This window comes from Corynebacterium striatum ATCC 6940 (assembly GCF_000159135.1).
In the GTDB taxonomy this organism is placed as follows: domain Bacteria; phylum Actinomycetota; class Actinomycetes; order Mycobacteriales; family Mycobacteriaceae; genus Corynebacterium; species Corynebacterium striatum.
This window is the reverse complement of the sequence record NZ_GG667520.1, coordinates 255,040-272,557: the sequence shown is the minus strand read 5'-3', so window position 1 is coordinate 272,557 and position 17,518 is coordinate 255,040. Positions and strand designations below refer to the sequence as shown.

Annotated in this window: 15 protein-coding genes; 7 read left to right on the top strand and 8 right to left on the bottom strand. The window is 59.2% G+C overall.

The annotated features are described in order from the left end of the window. Window positions 1-210: 210 nt before the first annotated feature. Window positions 211-765, bottom strand: a complete 555-nt coding sequence (locus tag HMPREF0308_RS03535) for a hypothetical protein (protein ID WP_236251960.1) — start codon at window positions 763-765, stop codon at window positions 211-213. 70 nt (window positions 766-835) lie between these two features. After that, window positions 836-1,567, bottom strand: a complete 732-nt coding sequence (locus tag HMPREF0308_RS03530; protein ID WP_100618712.1) for a hypothetical protein — start codon at window positions 1,565-1,567, stop codon at window positions 836-838. Between the two features lie 358 nt (window positions 1,568-1,925). Here HMPREF0308_RS03530 and HMPREF0308_RS03525 point away from each other — a divergent pair, with 358 nt between their 5' ends. From HMPREF0308_RS03525 to HMPREF0308_RS03505, 5 genes are all read left to right on the top strand, one after another. Next, window positions 1,926-2,465, top strand: a complete 540-nt coding sequence (locus HMPREF0308_RS03525) for a TetR family transcriptional regulator (RefSeq protein WP_005528780.1) — start codon at window positions 1,926-1,928, stop codon at window positions 2,463-2,465. Window positions 2,466-2,563: 98 nt separating this feature from the next. Further along, window positions 2,564-4,783, top strand: a complete 2,220-nt coding sequence (gene glgX / locus HMPREF0308_RS03520; RefSeq protein ID WP_005528778.1) for a glycogen debranching protein GlgX — start codon at window positions 2,564-2,566, stop codon at window positions 4,781-4,783. A gap of 31 nt (window positions 4,784-4,814) precedes the next feature. Next, on the top strand, window positions 4,815-6,170 hold the full coding sequence (locus tag HMPREF0308_RS03515; protein ID WP_005528776.1) for an exonuclease domain-containing protein: 1,356 nt from the start codon (window positions 4,815-4,817) through the stop codon (window positions 6,168-6,170). A gap of 116 nt (window positions 6,171-6,286) precedes the next feature. Next, on the top strand, window positions 6,287-7,000 hold the full coding sequence (locus HMPREF0308_RS03510; RefSeq protein ID WP_005528774.1) for a hypothetical protein: 714 nt from the start codon (window positions 6,287-6,289) through the stop codon (window positions 6,998-7,000). 69 nt (window positions 7,001-7,069) lie between these two features. Then, the gene (locus HMPREF0308_RS03505) at window positions 7,070-8,077 is read left to right on the top strand and encodes a GTP pyrophosphokinase (protein WP_005528772.1); all 1,008 of its coding nucleotides are present in this window, start codon (window positions 7,070-7,072) and stop codon (window positions 8,075-8,077) included. Here HMPREF0308_RS03505 and HMPREF0308_RS03500 read toward each other — a convergent pair. The 4 genes from HMPREF0308_RS03500 to ilvA are packed head-to-tail and all read right to left on the bottom strand — an operon-like array spanning window position 8,074 to window position 10,678. Further along, entirely contained in the window at window positions 8,074-8,460 is a 387-nt protein-coding gene (locus HMPREF0308_RS03500; protein WP_005528770.1) for an RNA-binding S4 domain-containing protein, read from the bottom strand. The two genes, HMPREF0308_RS03505 and HMPREF0308_RS03500, sit on opposite strands and share 4 nt — an antisense overlap. A gap of 19 nt (window positions 8,461-8,479) precedes the next feature. Further along, the gene (locus HMPREF0308_RS03495; protein WP_005528768.1) at window positions 8,480-8,716 is read right to left on the bottom strand and encodes a hypothetical protein; all 237 of its coding nucleotides are present in this window, start codon (window positions 8,714-8,716) and stop codon (window positions 8,480-8,482) included. A gap of 21 nt (window positions 8,717-8,737) precedes the next feature. Next, complete coding sequence (locus HMPREF0308_RS03490) at window positions 8,738-9,379, bottom strand: YigZ family protein (RefSeq protein ID WP_005528766.1); 642 nt, start codon at window positions 9,377-9,379, stop codon at window positions 8,738-8,740. Between the two features lie 15 nt (window positions 9,380-9,394). After that, on the bottom strand, window positions 9,395-10,678 hold the full coding sequence (ilvA, locus tag HMPREF0308_RS03485; protein WP_005528764.1) for a threonine ammonia-lyase IlvA: 1,284 nt from the start codon (window positions 10,676-10,678) through the stop codon (window positions 9,395-9,397). A 575-nt stretch (window positions 10,679-11,253) separates the two neighbouring features. Between ilvA and HMPREF0308_RS03480 the strand changes: the two genes are divergently transcribed. Next, window positions 11,254-11,820: a choice-of-anchor I domain-containing protein gene (locus HMPREF0308_RS03480; RefSeq protein ID WP_174775573.1), complete on the top strand. Its 567-nt coding sequence runs from the start codon at window positions 11,254-11,256 to the stop codon at window positions 11,818-11,820. A gap of 97 nt (window positions 11,821-11,917) precedes the next feature. Beyond that, complete coding sequence (locus HMPREF0308_RS03475; protein ID WP_005528760.1) at window positions 11,918-12,418, top strand: hypothetical protein; 501 nt, start codon at window positions 11,918-11,920, stop codon at window positions 12,416-12,418. Window positions 12,419-12,510: 92 nt separating this feature from the next. On the opposite strand, the gene HMPREF0308_RS03470 is transcribed toward HMPREF0308_RS03475, so the two are convergent. Beyond that, the gene (locus HMPREF0308_RS03470; protein ID WP_005528758.1) at window positions 12,511-13,713 is read right to left on the bottom strand and encodes a cobalamin-independent methionine synthase II family protein; all 1,203 of its coding nucleotides are present in this window, start codon (window positions 13,711-13,713) and stop codon (window positions 12,511-12,513) included. Window positions 13,714-13,938: 225 nt separating this feature from the next. Next, window positions 13,939-17,511 (bottom strand): DNA polymerase III subunit alpha, encoded by a 3,573-nt coding sequence (dnaE, locus tag HMPREF0308_RS03465; protein ID WP_005528756.1) that lies wholly within the window; start codon window positions 17,509-17,511, stop codon window positions 13,939-13,941. Between the last annotated feature and the right edge of the window lie 7 nt (window positions 17,512-17,518).

Genomic DNA, 17,518 nt, shown 5'->3' with positions numbered 1-17,518 from the left:
CTCCTGTCGAATGGCCTTAAAACGTAAGCTAGGGCCCCACGAGGGCCCCGGCATGCACGAATACGGGGATTCGAACTAGGTTTTATTCCACGCTTGCGTACTTACCTGTCTTGGCAAGTGTCTCATTCTGCAAAAGGCTGTCAAAACCCAAAAGCGCAGGATAGCAGCAGGAACTTCCGACCCTACGCTCTTAAATAATTGACCCCGAAATCAGCTTTCCACCGAAGCGGCCTTCCCGGACCCGGCTGACGTTGGAACGTCCACGAACACCGCCGACCAATAGGCAAAGACAGCCATAAACGGCGAAACTATCCAGGCCACCCCCGGCGTGAACTTGGGAACAAACTCGACTAACTCCCCAGGATTTTCCGGCGCAGCCTGTGCCGTGACACCACCCACCACATAGAGTGCAGCGGCACCCGCCAAACAGGAGATGCCCACCCATAGTAGCTGCCCAACCCCACGGTATGCTTCGCCCCGCATATAAGAAATCATGCCAAAGACAAGCCCCAGAAACCCTACGAGCAGCACGTATACGATAAATGATGAGAACTGCACATCCGCGACGTTCTCGATTGCATAACCGCCGCCTTCAACTCGACGCCCAGACAATGTGGGGCGCCACAGACCCCACAGAGCCCCAACCGCGGAGTAGACGACGAGAATTAGAGCTAGCAGCCCCGCACCAAAGCCGAAAGGGCGCGGGATTGAAATCTGAGGATGGGACACCATACGTGACGAGGCCTGACTGTAGACGCGAGACATGAAAACCAAAAGAGGAAGTGCCGGAGCACTCCCCCTTTTTCTAAAGGACTTCGATACTTAGCTTTAAAACTTAAACCTCGCCGCAGAAAGTCCAGTTACCACCCTCGCGACGGAAGCGCATGGTAGAGCTGTCCACGCCCTGGTTAGTCTTGACGTTCACCGTTGCAGAGGCGTCATCGCCATTGACCACAACATCGTTAATGGATTCCACACCAACAGCATTCCAGTCGAAGCCATTGAGCTGGCTTGTATCCTGGCCAGAAGCAGCGAGCATGTTCTTCAAGTCGTTCATTGGAACGTCCGGAATCTGGTTGTAGTCCATGTTGGCCATCTCAGCTCCCTGAGCATTCAGCACTGCAGAGCAGGTGTGATCCGGCATGTACTTAAAGAACTGACGCATCGTAGTGGTTTCGTACAAACCACGGACCAGCCGGTTAATGCCATCGACATCAGCCTGGCTTGCTGGCTCGCCCTGAACCGGTGGTACCGGAGCAGCGTTCTCGAGCGGGTTAGCGCCGCCTTCAAAAGGGTTCACCAAAGTCTCTGGAGCAGCAGCGGCGTCCGCGCCTTTCTTTTCCTTGTTTGCATCCTTCTCATCGCTAGCCTTAGCGTCCTTGCTTGACGCAGCCGACTTGTCTGCACTCTCGGAAGATTTGGATTTTGCGGATGGGGCTGCGGATGTTTTCTTATCGCCAGACTGAGCGTTGTTCGATTCATCGTCGCTTCCACACGCTACCAGTGCCATAGGCAGCACCATTGCTACGGCAACGAGGGACTTCTTCGCAGGGGTTAGAAAAGACAAGGGTTGGGCTCCTGAGATATACGGCTTTGCTCGATTCATCACAACGTGCCTCAACACGACGTGATGATAGACCTTGTGTTCAAGTGTCCAAGCAAGTTTCTGTTCTGGCCAATACTAACAAGCCGACGGTGAATATTACATGGCGGCAACCTTAAAGAAGTCTGTGAAACTTTGCCGCTTCTTGGAGATTCACTGTCAAATGTTAGCCCCATCACCCAGTTCGTCGAGTTACCTCCAATAATCACCCCGCATTTCACGCCCTATCAACCTTGCGGGCCAACCCTAGATTCGACGTCGGCACAAGCGCTATCTATCTGGAATAACCAAAACCCAAGTTTCAAGTAGGTAAGATGATGCCGTGCAACTACACCGAGACCGCATTTTGTCCACAGCCCTTGAGCTCCTCAATTCTTATGGGCTTGCAGACGTAACGATGCGCCGAGTTTCCACCACGTTGGGCGTTGCCCCCGGTGCGCTGTATTGGCACGTTGCCAACAAACAAGCCCTCATCGCTGGAATGGCAGAGGAGATCCTCTCCCCAGTCGAGGGTTCCAACCCAGTTGATTTTGCCATGAACCTGCATGCCACCCTGATTAGCTGGAGGGACGGTGCGGAAGTAGCAAGTGCGGGTTTGGCTTTCCCCGATTCTCACGCGTGGGACGCCCTCATCAACAAGCTGTCGGCATCGTTTGATTCGATCAGCGACCAAACGGTTTCAGATGACAGCATTCATGCCGCAGCCTTAGCAATCGCGCATTTGGTGCTAGGAGCTACGCAGATGGAGCAATCCCAACAACAGTTGTTGGCCACCGCAGGCGAAGGTCAAACAATCGACCATGTCCCAGACATTCGGCGGGGCGTGGAAATCATCGTCAAAGGCCTCCGCGCCCCAATTTAAGCCTCTACTTTGCTCCCCTTGCCCGCTTTTCCTGCGGGTTTGCCGCTACATCCGTTCACGCCACGACCGTGTCCGCTTGATTCATTAAGCTCTAATGCATGACTGAAACCTCTGTTTCCCCGGTTGAAGCCTCGTCCAACGCTGACACCACGGCTGATGCAATTTCCCCGACTCAAGCATGGCCCGGTAAAGCTGCCCCACTGGGTTCAACCTTTGACGGCTCTGGCACCAACTTCGCTATCTTCTCTGAAATCGCAGAGCGGATTGAATTGTGCCTCATTGATCGCGATGGCTCCGAAGAACGCGTTGAGCTAACCGAAGTCAATGCTCACGTCTGGCACGCATATTTGCCAAACGTCGGACCCGGCCAGCGTTATGGCTACCGCGTCTACGGTCCATATGATCCAGACAATGGCCTGCGGTGCGACCCCAACAAACTCCTTGTGGATCCTTATGCGCGCGCTTTCGATGGCGACTTCGACGGTGATGCTTCCCTCTACTCCTACGACATCCATGCCGAAGAACCAGGCACTGGCCGCAACGAGGAAGACTCCCTCGGCCACACCATGCTTTCCGTAGTCATCAATCCATTCTTCGATTGGGCGGGTGACCGTCGTCCGCGCACTCCAGACAATGAAACGGTCATCTACGAAACCCATGTCAAGGGCATGACGATGACCCACCCGGACGTACCAGAAGATCTCCGCGGTACCTACGCAGGTATGGCGCACCCAGCCATCATCAACTACTTCAAAGAACTCGGCGTTACCGCAGTGGAGTTGATGCCGGTGCACCAGTTCCTGCAGGATGACCGCCTGCGCAATCTCGGCCTGCGCAACTACTGGGGCTACAACACCTTCGGTTTCTTCGCACCGCACCTGGACTACGCCCATGCCAAGAAGCCAGGCGAGGCGGTCGCCGAGTTCAAGGCCATGGTCCGCGCATTCCACGAGGAAGGCATCGAGGTCATCCTCGACGTGGTGTATAACCACACCGCCGAAGGAAACCACTTGGGCCCAACAATTGCTTTCCGCGGCATCGATAACCACGCTTATTACCGCTTGGTGGATGACAACAAGCGCCACTACATGGACTACACCGGCACGGGTAACTCCTTGAACGTGCGCCACCCTCACTCCCTGCAGCTCATCATGGACTCCCTGCGCTACTGGGTCACGGAGATGCACGTCGACGGTTTCCGCTTCGACTTGGCGTCGACGCTGGCGCGTGAGCTTGACGACGTCGACAAGCTCGCCACCTTCTTCGACTTGGTACAGCAAGATCCCGTGGTCAGCCAGGTCAAACTCATCGCTGAGCCGTGGGATGTGGGCCATAATGGCTACCAAGTGGGCAACTTCCCACCGATCTGGAGCGAATGGAACGGCAAGTACCGCGACACGGTCCGCGACTTCTGGCGTGGCGAGCCCGCCACGCTGGGTGAGTTTGCGTCCCGCATCACCGGCTCTTCCGACCTGTACGCCAACAACGGCCGTCGCCCAACCGCGTCGATCAACTTCATCACCGCACACGATGGCTTTACGCTGCGTGACTTAGTCTCGTACAACGACAAGCACAACTCCGCTAACGGTGAGGACAACCGCGACGGCGAGTCCCACAACCGTTCGTGGAACCACGGCGTTGAAGGTCCCACGGATGACCAAGAAGTCAAGGCACTGCGTCGGCGCCAAGTACGCAACTTCCTAACCACGTTGCTCCTGTCCCAGGGCACACCGATGCTGTGCCATGGTGACGAATTTGGCCGCACCCAGGGCGGGAACAACAACGTCTACTGCCAGGACAATGAAACCTCCTGGATGGACTGGTCCTTGTTGGATGAGGAAAAGAGCGCCACAATGCTTGGGTTTACCAAGCGTGTACTCAACATTCGCCGCAATCACCCGGTGTTCCGCCGTGAGCGCTTCTTGGCCGGTGGCCCGCTGGGCTCGGACGTACAGGATCGCGACATCGCCTGGCTCGTTCCTTCCGGCAAGCTCATGACGCAGAATGACTGGGATCATGATTTTGGCCGCGCGCTGATGGTTTACCTCAATGGCAACGCGATTACTGAGACCACTGCCCGCGGCGAGCGCATCACCGATGATTCCTTCATCATGATCTTCAATGCCCACCACGGTGACATTGAGTTCACCCTGCCCACCAAAGACTTGGGTGCACGCTGGCGTCTCATCGTCGATACTGCCGATTCCGGCGGATACCCCGCGGAGGAAACCTACATTGATGCGGAGGGTACGATCACAGTTCAACCGCGCTCGACGCTGATCCTTCGCCAAGAAGAGCCACCAGTCTTCGACGCTTAAGAATTTGTCCGCTTCCTCGGAAAGGTAGTTCGTGTCTTTTCACGCCCACGGCACCCATGTCGATGTCACCACTAAGGAGCTCGTGTTTTCTGCTTCATTGCTCGCGGCTTCCTTGGGGCATGCCAAGCAAGAGCGCATCGAGCTTGCCCAAGTCACCGGTGTGACCGTCGCCGAGCCATCGGCGACGAGCTTTGGGTACGTGGAGTTAGACGGCGTCGACAAGCGCGTGCTCTTCGCACCGAATCAGGATGCCGCTGCTTTTGCACGAGCGGTGGAGGCGGCGCTCAAGGGCGAGGCGCCCGCGGGCAGTGCTGGGGTCACCGGGCTGAACTTCACGGCAGTTGACGTGGAAACGGCCAACGACGACTGGGGCTCGGTGTGCCAGATCGGTGCGGTGCGTTTCCGCGATGGCCAAGAAGTGGAGTCACGCACCTGGCTGTGCACTCCCCCGCCGGGGCTTGAAGAATTCGCCGACATCAATATCTCCATCCATGGCATCAAGCCAGAAGATGTCGCGGATGCCCAACCTTTTGCTGCGGCCGCGGCGGAGCTTTTTGAGTTCCTGGGCGAGGATGTTCTCGTGGCCCACAACGCGCAGTTTGATTCGACTGCACTGCGCAGCGGCCTGCGCAAGGCCAGCGCCTCCATTCCGGAAATCACTCTGGCTTGTTCGTTGGCTTTGGCTCGTGACGCCTCGAAGGCCGGCGTGATCGACGTGGCTAACCACAAGCTGCCCACGGTGGCATCATTCTGCGGCGCGGAGGATTTCCAGCACCACGAGGCCACCGCGGATGCGCGCGCTGCTGGCGTCATCGTCGTGGACTTGGCTCGCCGTTTCGGGCACACCGGCTCCATCCACGAGCTGTTCCGTGGCCGCGAATTCACGCTGGGCAAGCTAGATTCCACGGCGATCATCCCGGTGCTGCGTGCACACACTGCGCCAACTTCTGCGGCTGACCTCGGAGCCGGAACAGACTTCCGCGACAACACCCGGCGCGCAGGCACGTCCAGCAAAAAGAGCTCGTCTGCAAAGAAGACCAACCGCGGTCCCGCCCCGTGGCAGTCCGTGGCTACTCCGGATACCATCCCAGATCCGAATCTTGATGCCGATCCCGAAGGCGCGCTGTTTGGCCAGAACGTTACCTTGACTGGTGAGTTTGAGCCCTTCGACAAGGGCTTGCTGTGGCGCAGCATCGCCGAACGTGGCGGTCAGGTGGGCAAGAACGTCACGAAGAAGACCACCATCTTGGTGTTGGGCGAATGGGCCACGAAGACCTCCAAAGAAAAGCGTGCGGAGGAGCTCATCGAGAAAGGCCAGGAAATCCAGCTGTGGCCTGCTTCCAAGCTTCTTGAAGAGCTGCAGCTCGACGCCCAGCCGCCCTTCTAGGCCTTCTTGCGCGGGGATTTAAATAATTCCGCCGGTTTAGGGAACCATTTGCGGGCGAGCACAGTCCAACAAAGGCAGACTCTCACCAAGATTTGCTCTCAAGGAATGTTCTCGCCATGACCACTACAATCACCGCACCACTCTCCCACCAACACCGCCACTTTCATCCCAAGTTCCCGAACTTGGATTCTGGTCCCGATTTTGAGGCGATCACTCTTGCCGGGCTGTTGCCTGCTCTTGCACGGCGCAGGGACTTCAACGGCGTTACTCTCACGGACCAAGGTTTCGGCGATACGCCCGCAGGGGTGCAGCTTTCGCGGGAGCTATCGATGTTATTCCTGCACTGCGATGAGTATTCGACGGACCCTACGGGCGCGGCGTCGTCAAGCGGCCCATTGGCCTGGGTATCGCATCGCACCCTTGGTGAGCTCAGTCTGTCCACACGGCAGGCATGGGACCTTGCAGCGGCGAACCTACAACGCCGGGCGCTAACGGACCAAGGCCTCGAGTTTCGCACCCGCCGCGCCACCGAACTGCTGCCTGGTTGCACCGAAGGAGTCCAGGTCGAGGCCTTGGGTGCACCAACGAGCTCGTGGTTGGCGCACCCACAGACCTTCGCCATCCTGGACCAGCATCTGCGGCGTCTCATCCGCGCGCAGAAGATTACCTACCTCGTCCCGGATCGCCGCACCGTCATCGCGCTCAACGATGCACCAATCGAGCGAGCGCGTTACTGGTCTCAGAAGCTGTCTGAGCAAAGGCGGTTGCGCGGCGCGGTATTGTCGCCGCAGCCACTAGTATGGGCTAACGGATTTCCTCTCGAAGTGTAGAGGAACATTATGCCCGCGCCACCGTCTGGCCGCGGGCCCGTATCAAGAGGCGTCAGGAGGCCAGCGAGGGTGAGCGAATCCACCATCTCTAAGTTGAGCAACCAGTACCACGATTGGGTCCGGCAGCATCCCCAGGCCGCGGATGAGTTCAACGACGCCATCGAGGACCTGCTTAACGACGCCGGCGTCATCTTCGACCGCGTCTCTACCCGCGTGAAGCGCTGGCCTTCGCTGAAAGCCAAAGCCAAGAAGCGCCACGCCAACGGCGAGGCCTACTATCCCAATCCCTGGGACGATATTCACGATATCCTCGGCGTGCGTGTGACGGTCTTTCACTCCACCGCGATTCCGCAGGCGCTGGAGGTGCTCGGTGATTCTTTCACCGTGGTCCGCTCAGTGGACAAAGCGGCAGAGACCCGCATCTCCGGCGGCTTTGGCTACGGTTCCCACCACTTGGTGCTGCGCGTGACTAACGCTATCGAGGAGCTCGCGGCCTACGAGGGCTGGACTTTCGAGGTCCAGATCCGCACCGTACTGCAGCACGCGTGGGCTGAGTTTGAGCACGATATCCGTTACAAGCAGGGCACGTCCGTGCCTTCGGCGCAGGTGGACCGTTTGTTTACTCTGGCGGCGGGTCTCATCGAGCTCGCAGACCAGCAATTCGACGAGATCGCTGCTCTCAAGGATCCTTCCACGGATACCAGTGAGGACGTGGAGCTTAGCCCAGAGACCCTCCCCGGCGTTCTGGCAGTGTTGGTAGGCGGCCGCTTTCCGCGTTCGCGCTCCGAGCATTACCGCTTCCTGTTGGAGATTCTCGAGCTCAACGGCATTACCACGATGAGCCAGCTCAAGGCGCTGCTCAACGCAGGCGACATTGCGTTCGTCCACGACGCCATGCGCTACAGGTTCCGCCCGGGCCAAGTGCGCCTTATCGACGACCTACTGCTCAACAAGTTCGGCAGGCAACACATCGACGCCACTGCCGACGTCGGCGACCGCAACGATCGCAAGCGCCGCCTAGCTGGCCGCTTCAAGGCGCTACAAAACTACCGCGCGCATACGGCAAAGCAGGACTAGCGGAAGCCGCCGCGGAACTTATCCATCTCGCGGCGTTCCTTCTTGGTGGGTCGTCCGGAGCCGCGCTCGCGCACCGGAACCGAAGGCATGAACTCTTTAGGCGGTGGCGGCGGCGCGTGATCGACGTAGCAGGTGCGCGCGATGGGAGCACCCACGCGCTTCGACACGGTTGCAAGAACCTCGAGGTCGTGCTCGTGGTGGTTGCGCCAGATTCGCACGCGATCCCCCGGAACCACCTGCTGCGAGGGCTTGGTGGCGTTCCCGTTGAGTTTGACGTGCCCGGCCTTGACTGCGTCTGCGGCCTCCGAACGAGTTTTGGCCATGCGGACAGACCACACCCACGCATCAATGCGGACAGGTTTGGAGTCAGGTTGGAGGGGCATGGCTAAAGAAAAACCGCGCTTAACGGTTGTTGTTCTCGTTGACGATCTTTTGGACCTTGGTCCAGTTATAGACACCGCCGACCACAGCGACGATGAGGCCCAAGGTCATCCAGGTCCAAAAGCCCGTCAGCGCCCAGCCGAGCAGCACGCCACCAGCAACACCGCCCACCACGGAAACCACCGCATTGCGGGAGTACTTGCGTACCTGTTGCTTCTTAAGCTCGATCGGATTGTTAGGGCGTCGCTGCATAGTCATAGCGGCTATTCTAGCGCAGCGTCAGCTAGCCAGCTCCACCCACGCGGTACCGGCTTCCTTTGCCTGCCCCACGCCTTGGGTCAGCGCCGCAAGCGTGGCATCCAGGTCTTCTTTGCCGCCCGGCTCAATGGCGAGCGTATAGACCACCGCTGCCTCATAGGCGGTATCAGTGATGTCGTATCCGCGGTTGCGCAGCTCCGCCTCCAAGCGCCCGGCATCGGCATGAGAAAACTCCACCGTGTAGAGCTCGCGCAGAGCACGCGTACTCCGTGAGACAAGCTCGATCGCCTCGCTCACGGAGCCGCCATAAGCATGGACCAAGCCGCCCGCGCCCAGCTTGACGCCGCCGAAGTAGCGCACCACGACCGCGCACAGGTCCAGCATCCCGGAGCCTTTGAGCACATCGAGCATGGGCTTTCCGGCGGTTCCGGAGGGCTCGCCATCATCGGAGGAGCGCTCCACGGGGTTCGCCCCATCCACGTGGTAGATATACGCCGAGCAATGGTGACGGGCGTCCGGAAAGCGCTCCCGCGCGGCGTCGATAAACGCGCGTGCTTCCTCCTCATTCGTCACGCGGTCCACGAGCGTGATGAAGCGCGAACGCTTAATCTCAATCTCGTTTTCCACCTGCCCCAGCGCGGGGCGCTCATAGCTAGTCAGCACAGCTAATTAGCGTACCTAAGCCACGAGGAAGTCATACTCCGGGGTGCCCGGCTTGAGCTGCTGCACGTTAATCTTGGAATCGGCCATGCGCTGCAGCAAACCCTCGATGTCCGAGGCGCGTCCGAGCTCCAAGCCCACCAGCGCCGCACCCGTCTCGCGGTTGTTGCGCTTTAAGTATTCGAAGAGCGTGATGTCATCATCTGGCCCCAGGATGTCCTGCAGGAAGTGACGCAGCTGGCCCGGTTCCTGCGGGAAGTTGACCAGGAAGTAGTGCTTCAGACCACGGTGGACCAGGGAGCGCTCCATGATTTCCGCGTAGCGCAGGACGTCGTTGTTGCCGCCCGAGATAACGCACACAACCACGCTGCCCGGAGCCAGCTTCAGCTCGCGCAAACCCGCCACGGACAAGGCGCCCGCAGGCTCGGCGATGATTCCTTCGTTCTGGTAGAGCCCCAACTGTTCCGTGCACACCAGGCCCTCGGAAGCGATATCCCAGTGCAGGCGCCCCTGGTTTGCCTCCAGTATTTGGAAAGGCAGCGCTCCGATGCGCTTGACTGCGGCACCATCGACGAAGGGATCGACGGTTGTCAAGGTCACGGGTTCACCTGCATCAAACGCCGCGCTTAGCGACGCCGCGCCCGCCGGCTCAATCCCCACGATCGCCGTCCGCGGTGCCATGTCCGCGAGGTAGGAGGTGATGCCGGAGATGAGCCCGCCGCCACCAACAGGAACGACGATGGTATCGAGGGACTTGCCTTGGGCGGACAGCTGCGAGAGGACCTCTGCGGCCACGGTGCCTTGGCCGGTGATGGTGTCGCGGGCGTCAAAGGGCTCGATGAAGATGGCGCCGCGGGCGGCGGCGTCGGCATGCGCGGCAGCTGCCGCCTCGTCAAAGTTGGCGCCGGTGACCACCAGCTCCACCATGTCCCCACCGTGGACCATGATGCGGTCGCGCTTCTGCTTCGGCGTTGGCTCTGGGACGAAAATCTTGCCCTGGATTCCCATGGAGCGGCAGGCAAAGGCCACGCCCTGCGCGTGGTTGCCGGCAGAGGCGGTCACTATGCCGTGGGAGCGCTGTTCCTCCGACAAGTTGGAGATACCAAAGAGCGCACCGCGGATCTTGTAGGAGCGCACGTCTTGCAGGTCCTCGCGCTTGAGATAGACCTCGTAGCCGGTCTCAAGGGAAAGACGCGGGCAGTACTGCAGCGGGGTGGGCGCAATTTCCGAGCTAATTCGCGCCTGCGCCATTTGAATATCAGAGGCATGGATAGGCTCAAAAGCAACGGAGGTATCAGTCATAGGTGCCAAGTCTAGCGCGCAGCGCTGGCGCGGAGCACATTACCTAGCAATCGACCGATTAACCGGAATTTAACTTAAAACTTCCCTCGCCGTTGCGTTAATTTTCTGCCCCGCTCATCTTGAGTAGCAAAGGTATCCCGAGGCGCTTTGAGCCCACTATAGGCCATTGCGCGGCCTGCTTTTCTCATGCCTTCTCTCCAACTTTCTTCAAAGGAGCGCACAACCGTGATTCACGCTGACCGTTTCCCCCTTCGCCGCCGCGTCCTTGCGCTGTGCGCAGCTGCAGCTACTGGGTTCTCCCTGGTAGTTCCAGCTAACGCTGCAATCGTGGCCAAGCCAGTCGAGCACTCTGCCGAAAATGCCGCCCTCGAACTGACGCCGCGAATCCACAGAAGGGTTCCACTGTCTCCGCAGGCGGAGACGAAGAGATCAACTCCGTCGCCGTACGCCGCGATGGCCTGGCAGTTGCTGCCGTACAGCAAGCCGACAAGACGCAGCCGGGCGAAGCCCTCTTCTTCGATGTCACCACCGGCAAGGAGTTAGGCCGCGTCGGCGTTGGCTCCTTGCCTGGCAACGTGCACATCACTGCAGATGGCTCCTACGCGCTGCTGACGAACGAGGGCGACGCGCGTGAATGGGGCGTTGCCGAGGACGAGGGCGGCACCGGTGTCTACACCGACGAGACCGAACTCAAGGACCTCATCAAAGAAGGCAAGGTGTGCGAGGGCACGCTTGGCGACGTCGCCCTCAATGAAGTTGCCAACAAGAAGGTCGCTGGCAACTTGAAGGTCACTAACGCTTCTGGCTGGAACGAGGAAATCAGCGCCAAGCTGCATGCTGAGGGCGTTCTCAACCACAACGCCGACAACGAGTCCGCGGAGTTCGACGACCGTTCCGATAACAAGGGCCCTGAACCAGAAGCACTAGCCATCGGCAAGGTGGGTGACAAGACCTACGCGTTCGTTGGTGCTGAGCGTCTTGGCGGCATCTTTGTCTACGACGTCACCGACCCCGCAAATGCTAAGCTCACCACCTACGTCAACAACCGTGACTTCAGCACCGATGAATTCTCTCAGGCCGGCGACCTCATTCCGCGAGTCTTGTCTGAAAATCTGCGTTCCGAACTGGAAAAATACTTTTAGACAATTAGATTTCTCCAAGTTATAAAGACCTTGCTATGGTATAGGAGATTTAAATCCCATCGGCTTTGATGCCAACTCTCAAGGAGAACTAACTCTTATGCGACTTTCCACGACTTTGGTCGCCGCTTGCACCGCCGGTCTTGCTCTCATCACCCCTGTCGCCGCTAACGCCGCTCCAGCCGCTCCCGCACCGGAACTGTCCGCTGAATGCCAAGCTCAGGTTGATAAAGCTAAGCAGGCCCACAAGGATGCTGTTGAAAACGGCACCGCTGGTTCTTCTTTTATGGGCCCACAGGAGCTGCTCAAGGGAATCTTCAACGGCTACGGTTCCTCCGGCATGCCGAAGACCCCGGACTGCGTTGCTGCAGAGCAAAACGCTGCCGATAAGGCCAAGGAAGAGGAAAAATGGTCGAAGATGCCGGAGTGGGCACAGTCCGCTCGCCCGTCTGAGGGGACCAAGGAAGTCTTCTCTTGGATCTCCGTCGCCCTGACCGGCGTCGCTGCGGTTGTCCAGGCTCTCGCAATGGTCGCTAAGTCTAACCCGGCCCTCCTCGAGCCGGTCAAGGAGATGCTGCGCAACGCAGGCGTCAATGTCTAATACCCCTTAAAACACAAAAGCAGCACGTGTCCCTCCCGTAAGGAGAAGGGTACGTGCTGCTTCTGCATTCCCGGCAACAGCCAGGGCGCGTACTAGAACAGCTCCTTGGTGGCGATTTCGGCGCCGTCGACAAGCGCTTGTAGCTTTGCCCACGCGATCTGGTAGTGCAGACGCCCACCCAGGCCGCAGTCCGTGGAGGCCACGACGTTCTCCGGGCCTACCAGCTCGGCGAACTTGATGATGCGGTCGGCCACGAGCTGCGGGTGCTCCACTGCGTTGGTGGAGTGCGAGACCACGCCTGGGTAGATGACGGTGCCCTCCGGCAGCTTGTGGTCCTGCCACACACGCCACTCATGAGCGTGACGCGGCGAGGCGCCCTCGAAGGAGAAGCCGCCGACCTTCGCCTGCAGAATCTCCTCGATGATGTCACCGAAAGGAATGTCGGTCACATGCGGGCCATGCCAGGAGCCCCAGCAGATGTGGAGACGGGTCTGCTCGCGCGGGATGTCCTTGATGGACTCGTTGAGGATCTCAATGCGCTCATGCAAGAAGGCCTGAAAGTCCTTCACGGTCGGCTCTGGGACCACGCTGTCCCATGCCTCGGCCAAGTCCGGGGCATCGAACTGCACTGTCAGGCCCGCATCGGTGATGGCCTTGTACTCGGACTTCAGCGCCTCGCCACAAGCGCGAACAAGGTCAGAGTCCTCCTCGTAGTACTTGTTAGGCAGGCGCGCTGCAGATCCCGGGGAAAGGGCCGCAACGAAGCCATCCTTCGCTCCAGCCTTGTCCATTGCGTTCTTGAGCAGCTTCACGTCCGCATCGACCTGATCCTGGCCGATGTAGGTAACCGGGCCGGTGAACTCTGGGTTCGCAACCTTCTTGCGGCCGGTGAAGATGCCGGAATCCGGATCGTTGTAGGCGTCGGCAAAGAGGGCGCGGTCGCGGCGGTCCTTCATGGAGGACAAGCGAATCTTGCCCGGCTCAGAGCGAATCTTGTCGCCGATCTCCCAGCGGTCCTTATCGGTCATGGTCAGGCCACCCAGACGGGTGAAGGAGTAGTTCCACCATGCACCGTAATCCACCGCGCCGGAGGTGATGTGGCCGTACTCACCTTCGTTGAGGATGTCGATGCCCATGTCGACCTGGCGCTTGACCACGTCGTCGACGGAGCGATCCAGAATCTCGTGGAGCTTCTCGTCGGAGATGGTTCCTGCGGAGCGCTCCAGGTTCGCCTCTAGCAGTTCCTTGGTGCGTGGCAGGGAGCCAACGTGGGTAGTGCGAATCTTATTGACCATGAGCGTTTGGACCTCCAGTGTCGATGTTGCTTTGTCGATATCGTCTAGACTATGCGGTCTAGATTGGCCGACACGGCTTGCCCACAAATGACATTCCGGGAATTAAATTCAAAAATTCAAACCCGCAGCTCAAGGCCTGCAAATAAAAGTAAATCGTACCCATTAGGCTATTTTTACCCAATAGGTACGATCTTTCAATAGTCAGAGCGGTCTATCTACAAGGTCCTATCCGAGGATTCCGGCTCCCATCGTCGCCTTCAAGTCACCCATGAGATTGCCAGAGCGTTCCACGCGCAAATGCTCGCCCAAGACCATCATCGTGGACTCCGCGCCGTCGACAAGCGTGAGATAAACATCTGACTCACCCTTGTTGTTGACCAGCACTTGCTTGAGCTTCGCAATGTTTTCCATCGTGCACTGGTCCGTGCGCATGGTAAGGCGCAGCGGCAGGCCCGCTCCCCCGCCCGGGCCCAAATCCGGGACGCGAATGTCGGAACAGAACAGGGACATGCGCTCGTCGCGAATCTTCACCTGCACCTTGGCCAGGATGATGTTGTCCTCGGCAATCTGCGGCGCCACCAGGGAATAAACCTGGTTGAACACCAAGATATCCACCTGGGCGCCGTTGTGGTCTTCCATGTTCACAATGGCCCACGGGGAGCCATCGCGCTTGGAGAAGCGGCGGTCCACGCCCGAGATGATGCCACCGATGACCAGCTCTTGGCCGTTGTAGACCTCGCCCGAGAGAATCTTCGGCAGCGGCGTATCGGTCTGCGCCTCAAGGGCCTCCTCGAAACCATCCAGCGGGTGACCGGAAACGTAAAGGCCAAGCATCTCACGCTCGAGAGCCAGCTCATGCTTGCGGTCCCAATTCTCGTCAGGGATATCGATGGCAAACGCCGAAGCAACCTCCGCCTGCTCCTCACCGCCAAAACCGGCGAAGAGATCGAACTGTCCCTTGTCCGCCGCCTTCTTCGTCGTCTGCACGGCATCGACTGCATCCTCATGGATGAGCATCAAGCCTTTGCGTGGGTGCTCCATGGAATCGAAGGCGCCGGCCTTGATGAGCGACTCCGTGACGCGCTTGGTGCAGGCGGTGAGCTCAATCTTGTCGAGGTAGTCCGAGAACGACGTGTACGCGCCCTTTTCCTTGCGCGTCTTAACGATGGACTCCACCACTTCCGAGCCCACGTTGCGGATAGCGCCCATGCCGAAACGGATGTCCTCGCCAACTGCCTGGAAGTTTTCCACCGACTCGTTGACGTCCGGCGACAAAACGTGGATGCCCAGGTGGCGGCAGTCGGACAGGTAGATAGCCGACTTATCCTTCTTGTCACCCACCGAGGTCAGCAGCGCTGCCATGTACTCCGGCGCGTAGTAGGCCTTGAGGTAGGCCGTCCAGAAGGAGACCAGGCCGTAGCCTGCGGCGTGGGACTTGTTAAACGCGTAGGAAGCGAAGGGCTCAATCGTACCCCACAGCGCATCCATGGCGTCCTTGGAGTAGCCGTTTTCCTGCATGCCGCCCCAGAACTTGTCGTACTGCTGGGCCAGGACTTCCGGCTTCTTCTTACCCATGGCCTTGCGGAAGCCATCTGCCTCACCAGCGGTGTAATTGGCCACCTTCTGGGAGATACGCATGATCTGCTCCTGATACACGATAAGACCGTAGGTCTCATCGAGGATCTCACGCAGTGGCTCCTCCAACTCTGGGTGAATAGGCGTGATCTCCTTGCGCCCGTTCTTGCGGTCTGCGTAATCCCAGTGGGCATTTACGCCCATCGGGCCCGGACGATACAGTGCCAGCGACGCAACAATGTCCTTAAAGCCCGTCGGCTTCATGCGCTTGAGCAGCTCCTGCATACCGCCGGAGTCGAGCTGGAACACGCCCAGGGTCTCGCCGCGGGAAAGCAGCTCGTATACCTTCGACACGTTGGGGTCGTCGGCGTGGATTTCCTCCAGGTGGATTTCCTCGCCGCGGTTCTTCTTAATGTTTTCCAGGCAATCGCCGATGACGGTGAGGTTTCGCAGACCCAGGAAGTCCATCTTCAGCAGGCCGATGGCCTCACATGCCGGGTAATCCCAGCCGGTGATGTACGCGCCGTCGGCTGGGCGCTGCCACATCGGAATGTGGTCCATCAGGCGCACGGACGCCATAATCACCGCACACGCGTGCACGCCCGCCTGCCTGACGACGCCCTCGAGACCACGCGCCGTCTCATAAATCTTCTTGACGTCCGGGTCCGTCTCAATCATCTGGCGAACCTCGGTGGCCTCCGAGTAGCGCTCGTGCTCCGGGTCCATGATGCCCGCCAGCGGGATATCCTTCGCCATGATGGCGGGCGGCAGCGCGCCGTTGATGCGGTCAGCCATTTGGAAACCCGGCTGGCCAAAGTGCACCTTCGCGGAGTCCTTAATGGCCTGCTTGGTCTTCACAGTGCCGAAGGTAATCACCTGCGCCACCTTATCCTCGCCCCAGCGATCAGCGGCGTACTGAATCATCTCGCCACGACGGCGGTCGTCGAAGTCGATATCAATATCCGGTGCGGATGGACGCTCCGGGTTGAGGAATCGCTCGAAGAGGAGGTCGTGTTCGATGGGGTCAATGTTGGTGATGGTAAGCGCGTAAGCCACCAGCGCGCCTGCCGCGGAACCACGCCCCGGCCCCACGCGAATGCCCACGGATCGCGCATGCTTGATGAGCTCGGCCACGATGAGGAAGTAGGAAGGATAGCCCTTCATGTCGATGACGCTGATTTCATACTCAGCGCGCTTCACGTACTCCTCCGGCACTTCCTTGCCTGGGAAGCGATCCTGCAGGCCCTCCATCACCTCGTGGGTCAGCCAAGAAGTTGGCGTGTGGCCTTCCGGCACGTCCGCAATCGGCATGCGGTCGTGGGTATGCTCCTCCCAAATCTCGCCGTAGTCCTGTACGCGTTCGGCAATCCATAGGGTGTTGTCGCAGCCGTCTGGAATCATGTCATCCCAGATTTCGCGCATCTGCGCAGCGGACTTGATGTAGTAGCCGGTGCCGTCGAACTTGAAGCGATCCGGGTCCATGAAGGTCTTGCCGGTCTGCACGCACAACATTGCCTCATGCGAGGGCGCCTGGCTTTCCAGCACGTAGTGGCAGTCATTGGTCACCAGCGGCGGCAGGTCCAGCTTACGACCGATTTCTAGCAGCCCATCGCGCGTGCGCTTTTCGATGTCGAGCCCGTGGTCCATGAGCTCCAAGAAGAAGTTGTCTTTGCCGTAGATGTCCTGCCACATCGCTGCGGCCTCGAGGGCCTCGTCGAACTGACCTAGGCGCAGACGAGTCTGGACGTCGCCCGAGGGGCAACCGGTGGTGGCGATGATGCCTTCTGCATGCTCTGCGATGAGCTCGGCATCCATACGTGGCCACTTGCCCAGCTGGCCCTCGTAGGAGGCCAGCGAGGAGAGCTTGAAGAGGTTCTTGAGACCCGTCGCGTTTTCCGCCAGCATGGTTTGGTGCAGATAAGCACCCGATGCGGAAACGTCGTCTCGCTTTTGATCAGGAGTACCCCACAGCACGCGCTTTTTGTTAAAGCGTGATTCCGGCGCCATGTAGGCCTCGATGCCGATAATCGGCTTCACGCCGGCGCTGGTCATCTTCTTGTAGAACGCGTTGGAACCGTACATGTTGCCGTGGTCCGTCATGCCCACGGCCGGCATCTCCTGGCGCACCACCTCATCTGCCAACATGTCCACCTTGGCCATGCCGTCCAGCATGGAAAACTCGGTGTGATTATGAAGGTGAACAAAGGATGAGTTTTTCGCCATGCGGACA

Excerpts from the sequence above, each read along its gene's own strand:
- glgX (WP_005528778.1), top strand. The coding sequence starts at position 2,564 with ATGACTGAAACCTCTGTTTCCCCGGTTGAAGCCTCGTCCAACGCTGAC.
- HMPREF0308_RS03495 (WP_005528768.1), bottom strand. The coding sequence starts at position 8,716 with ATGACTATGCAGCGACGCCCTAACAATCCGATCGAGCTTAAGAAGCAA.
- HMPREF0308_RS03475 (WP_005528760.1), top strand. The coding sequence starts at position 11,918 with ATGCGACTTTCCACGACTTTGGTCGCCGCTTGCACCGCCGGTCTTGCT.
- HMPREF0308_RS03510 (WP_005528774.1), top strand. The coding sequence starts at position 6,287 with ATGACCACTACAATCACCGCACCACTCTCCCACCAACACCGCCACTTT.
- dnaE (WP_005528756.1), bottom strand. The coding sequence starts at position 17,511 with ATGGCGAAAAACTCATCCTTTGTTCACCTTCATAATCACACCGAGTTT.
- HMPREF0308_RS03535 (WP_236251960.1), bottom strand. The coding sequence starts at position 765 with ATGTCTCGCGTCTACAGTCAGGCCTCGTCACGTATGGTGTCCCATCCT.
- HMPREF0308_RS03470 (WP_005528758.1), bottom strand. The coding sequence starts at position 13,713 with ATGGTCAATAAGATTCGCACTACCCACGTTGGCTCCCTGCCACGCACC.
- ilvA (WP_005528764.1), bottom strand. The coding sequence starts at position 10,678 with ATGACTGATACCTCCGTTGCTTTTGAGCCTATCCATGCCTCTGATATT.
- HMPREF0308_RS03500 (WP_005528770.1), bottom strand. The coding sequence starts at position 8,460 with ATGCCCCTCCAACCTGACTCCAAACCTGTCCGCATTGATGCGTGGGTG.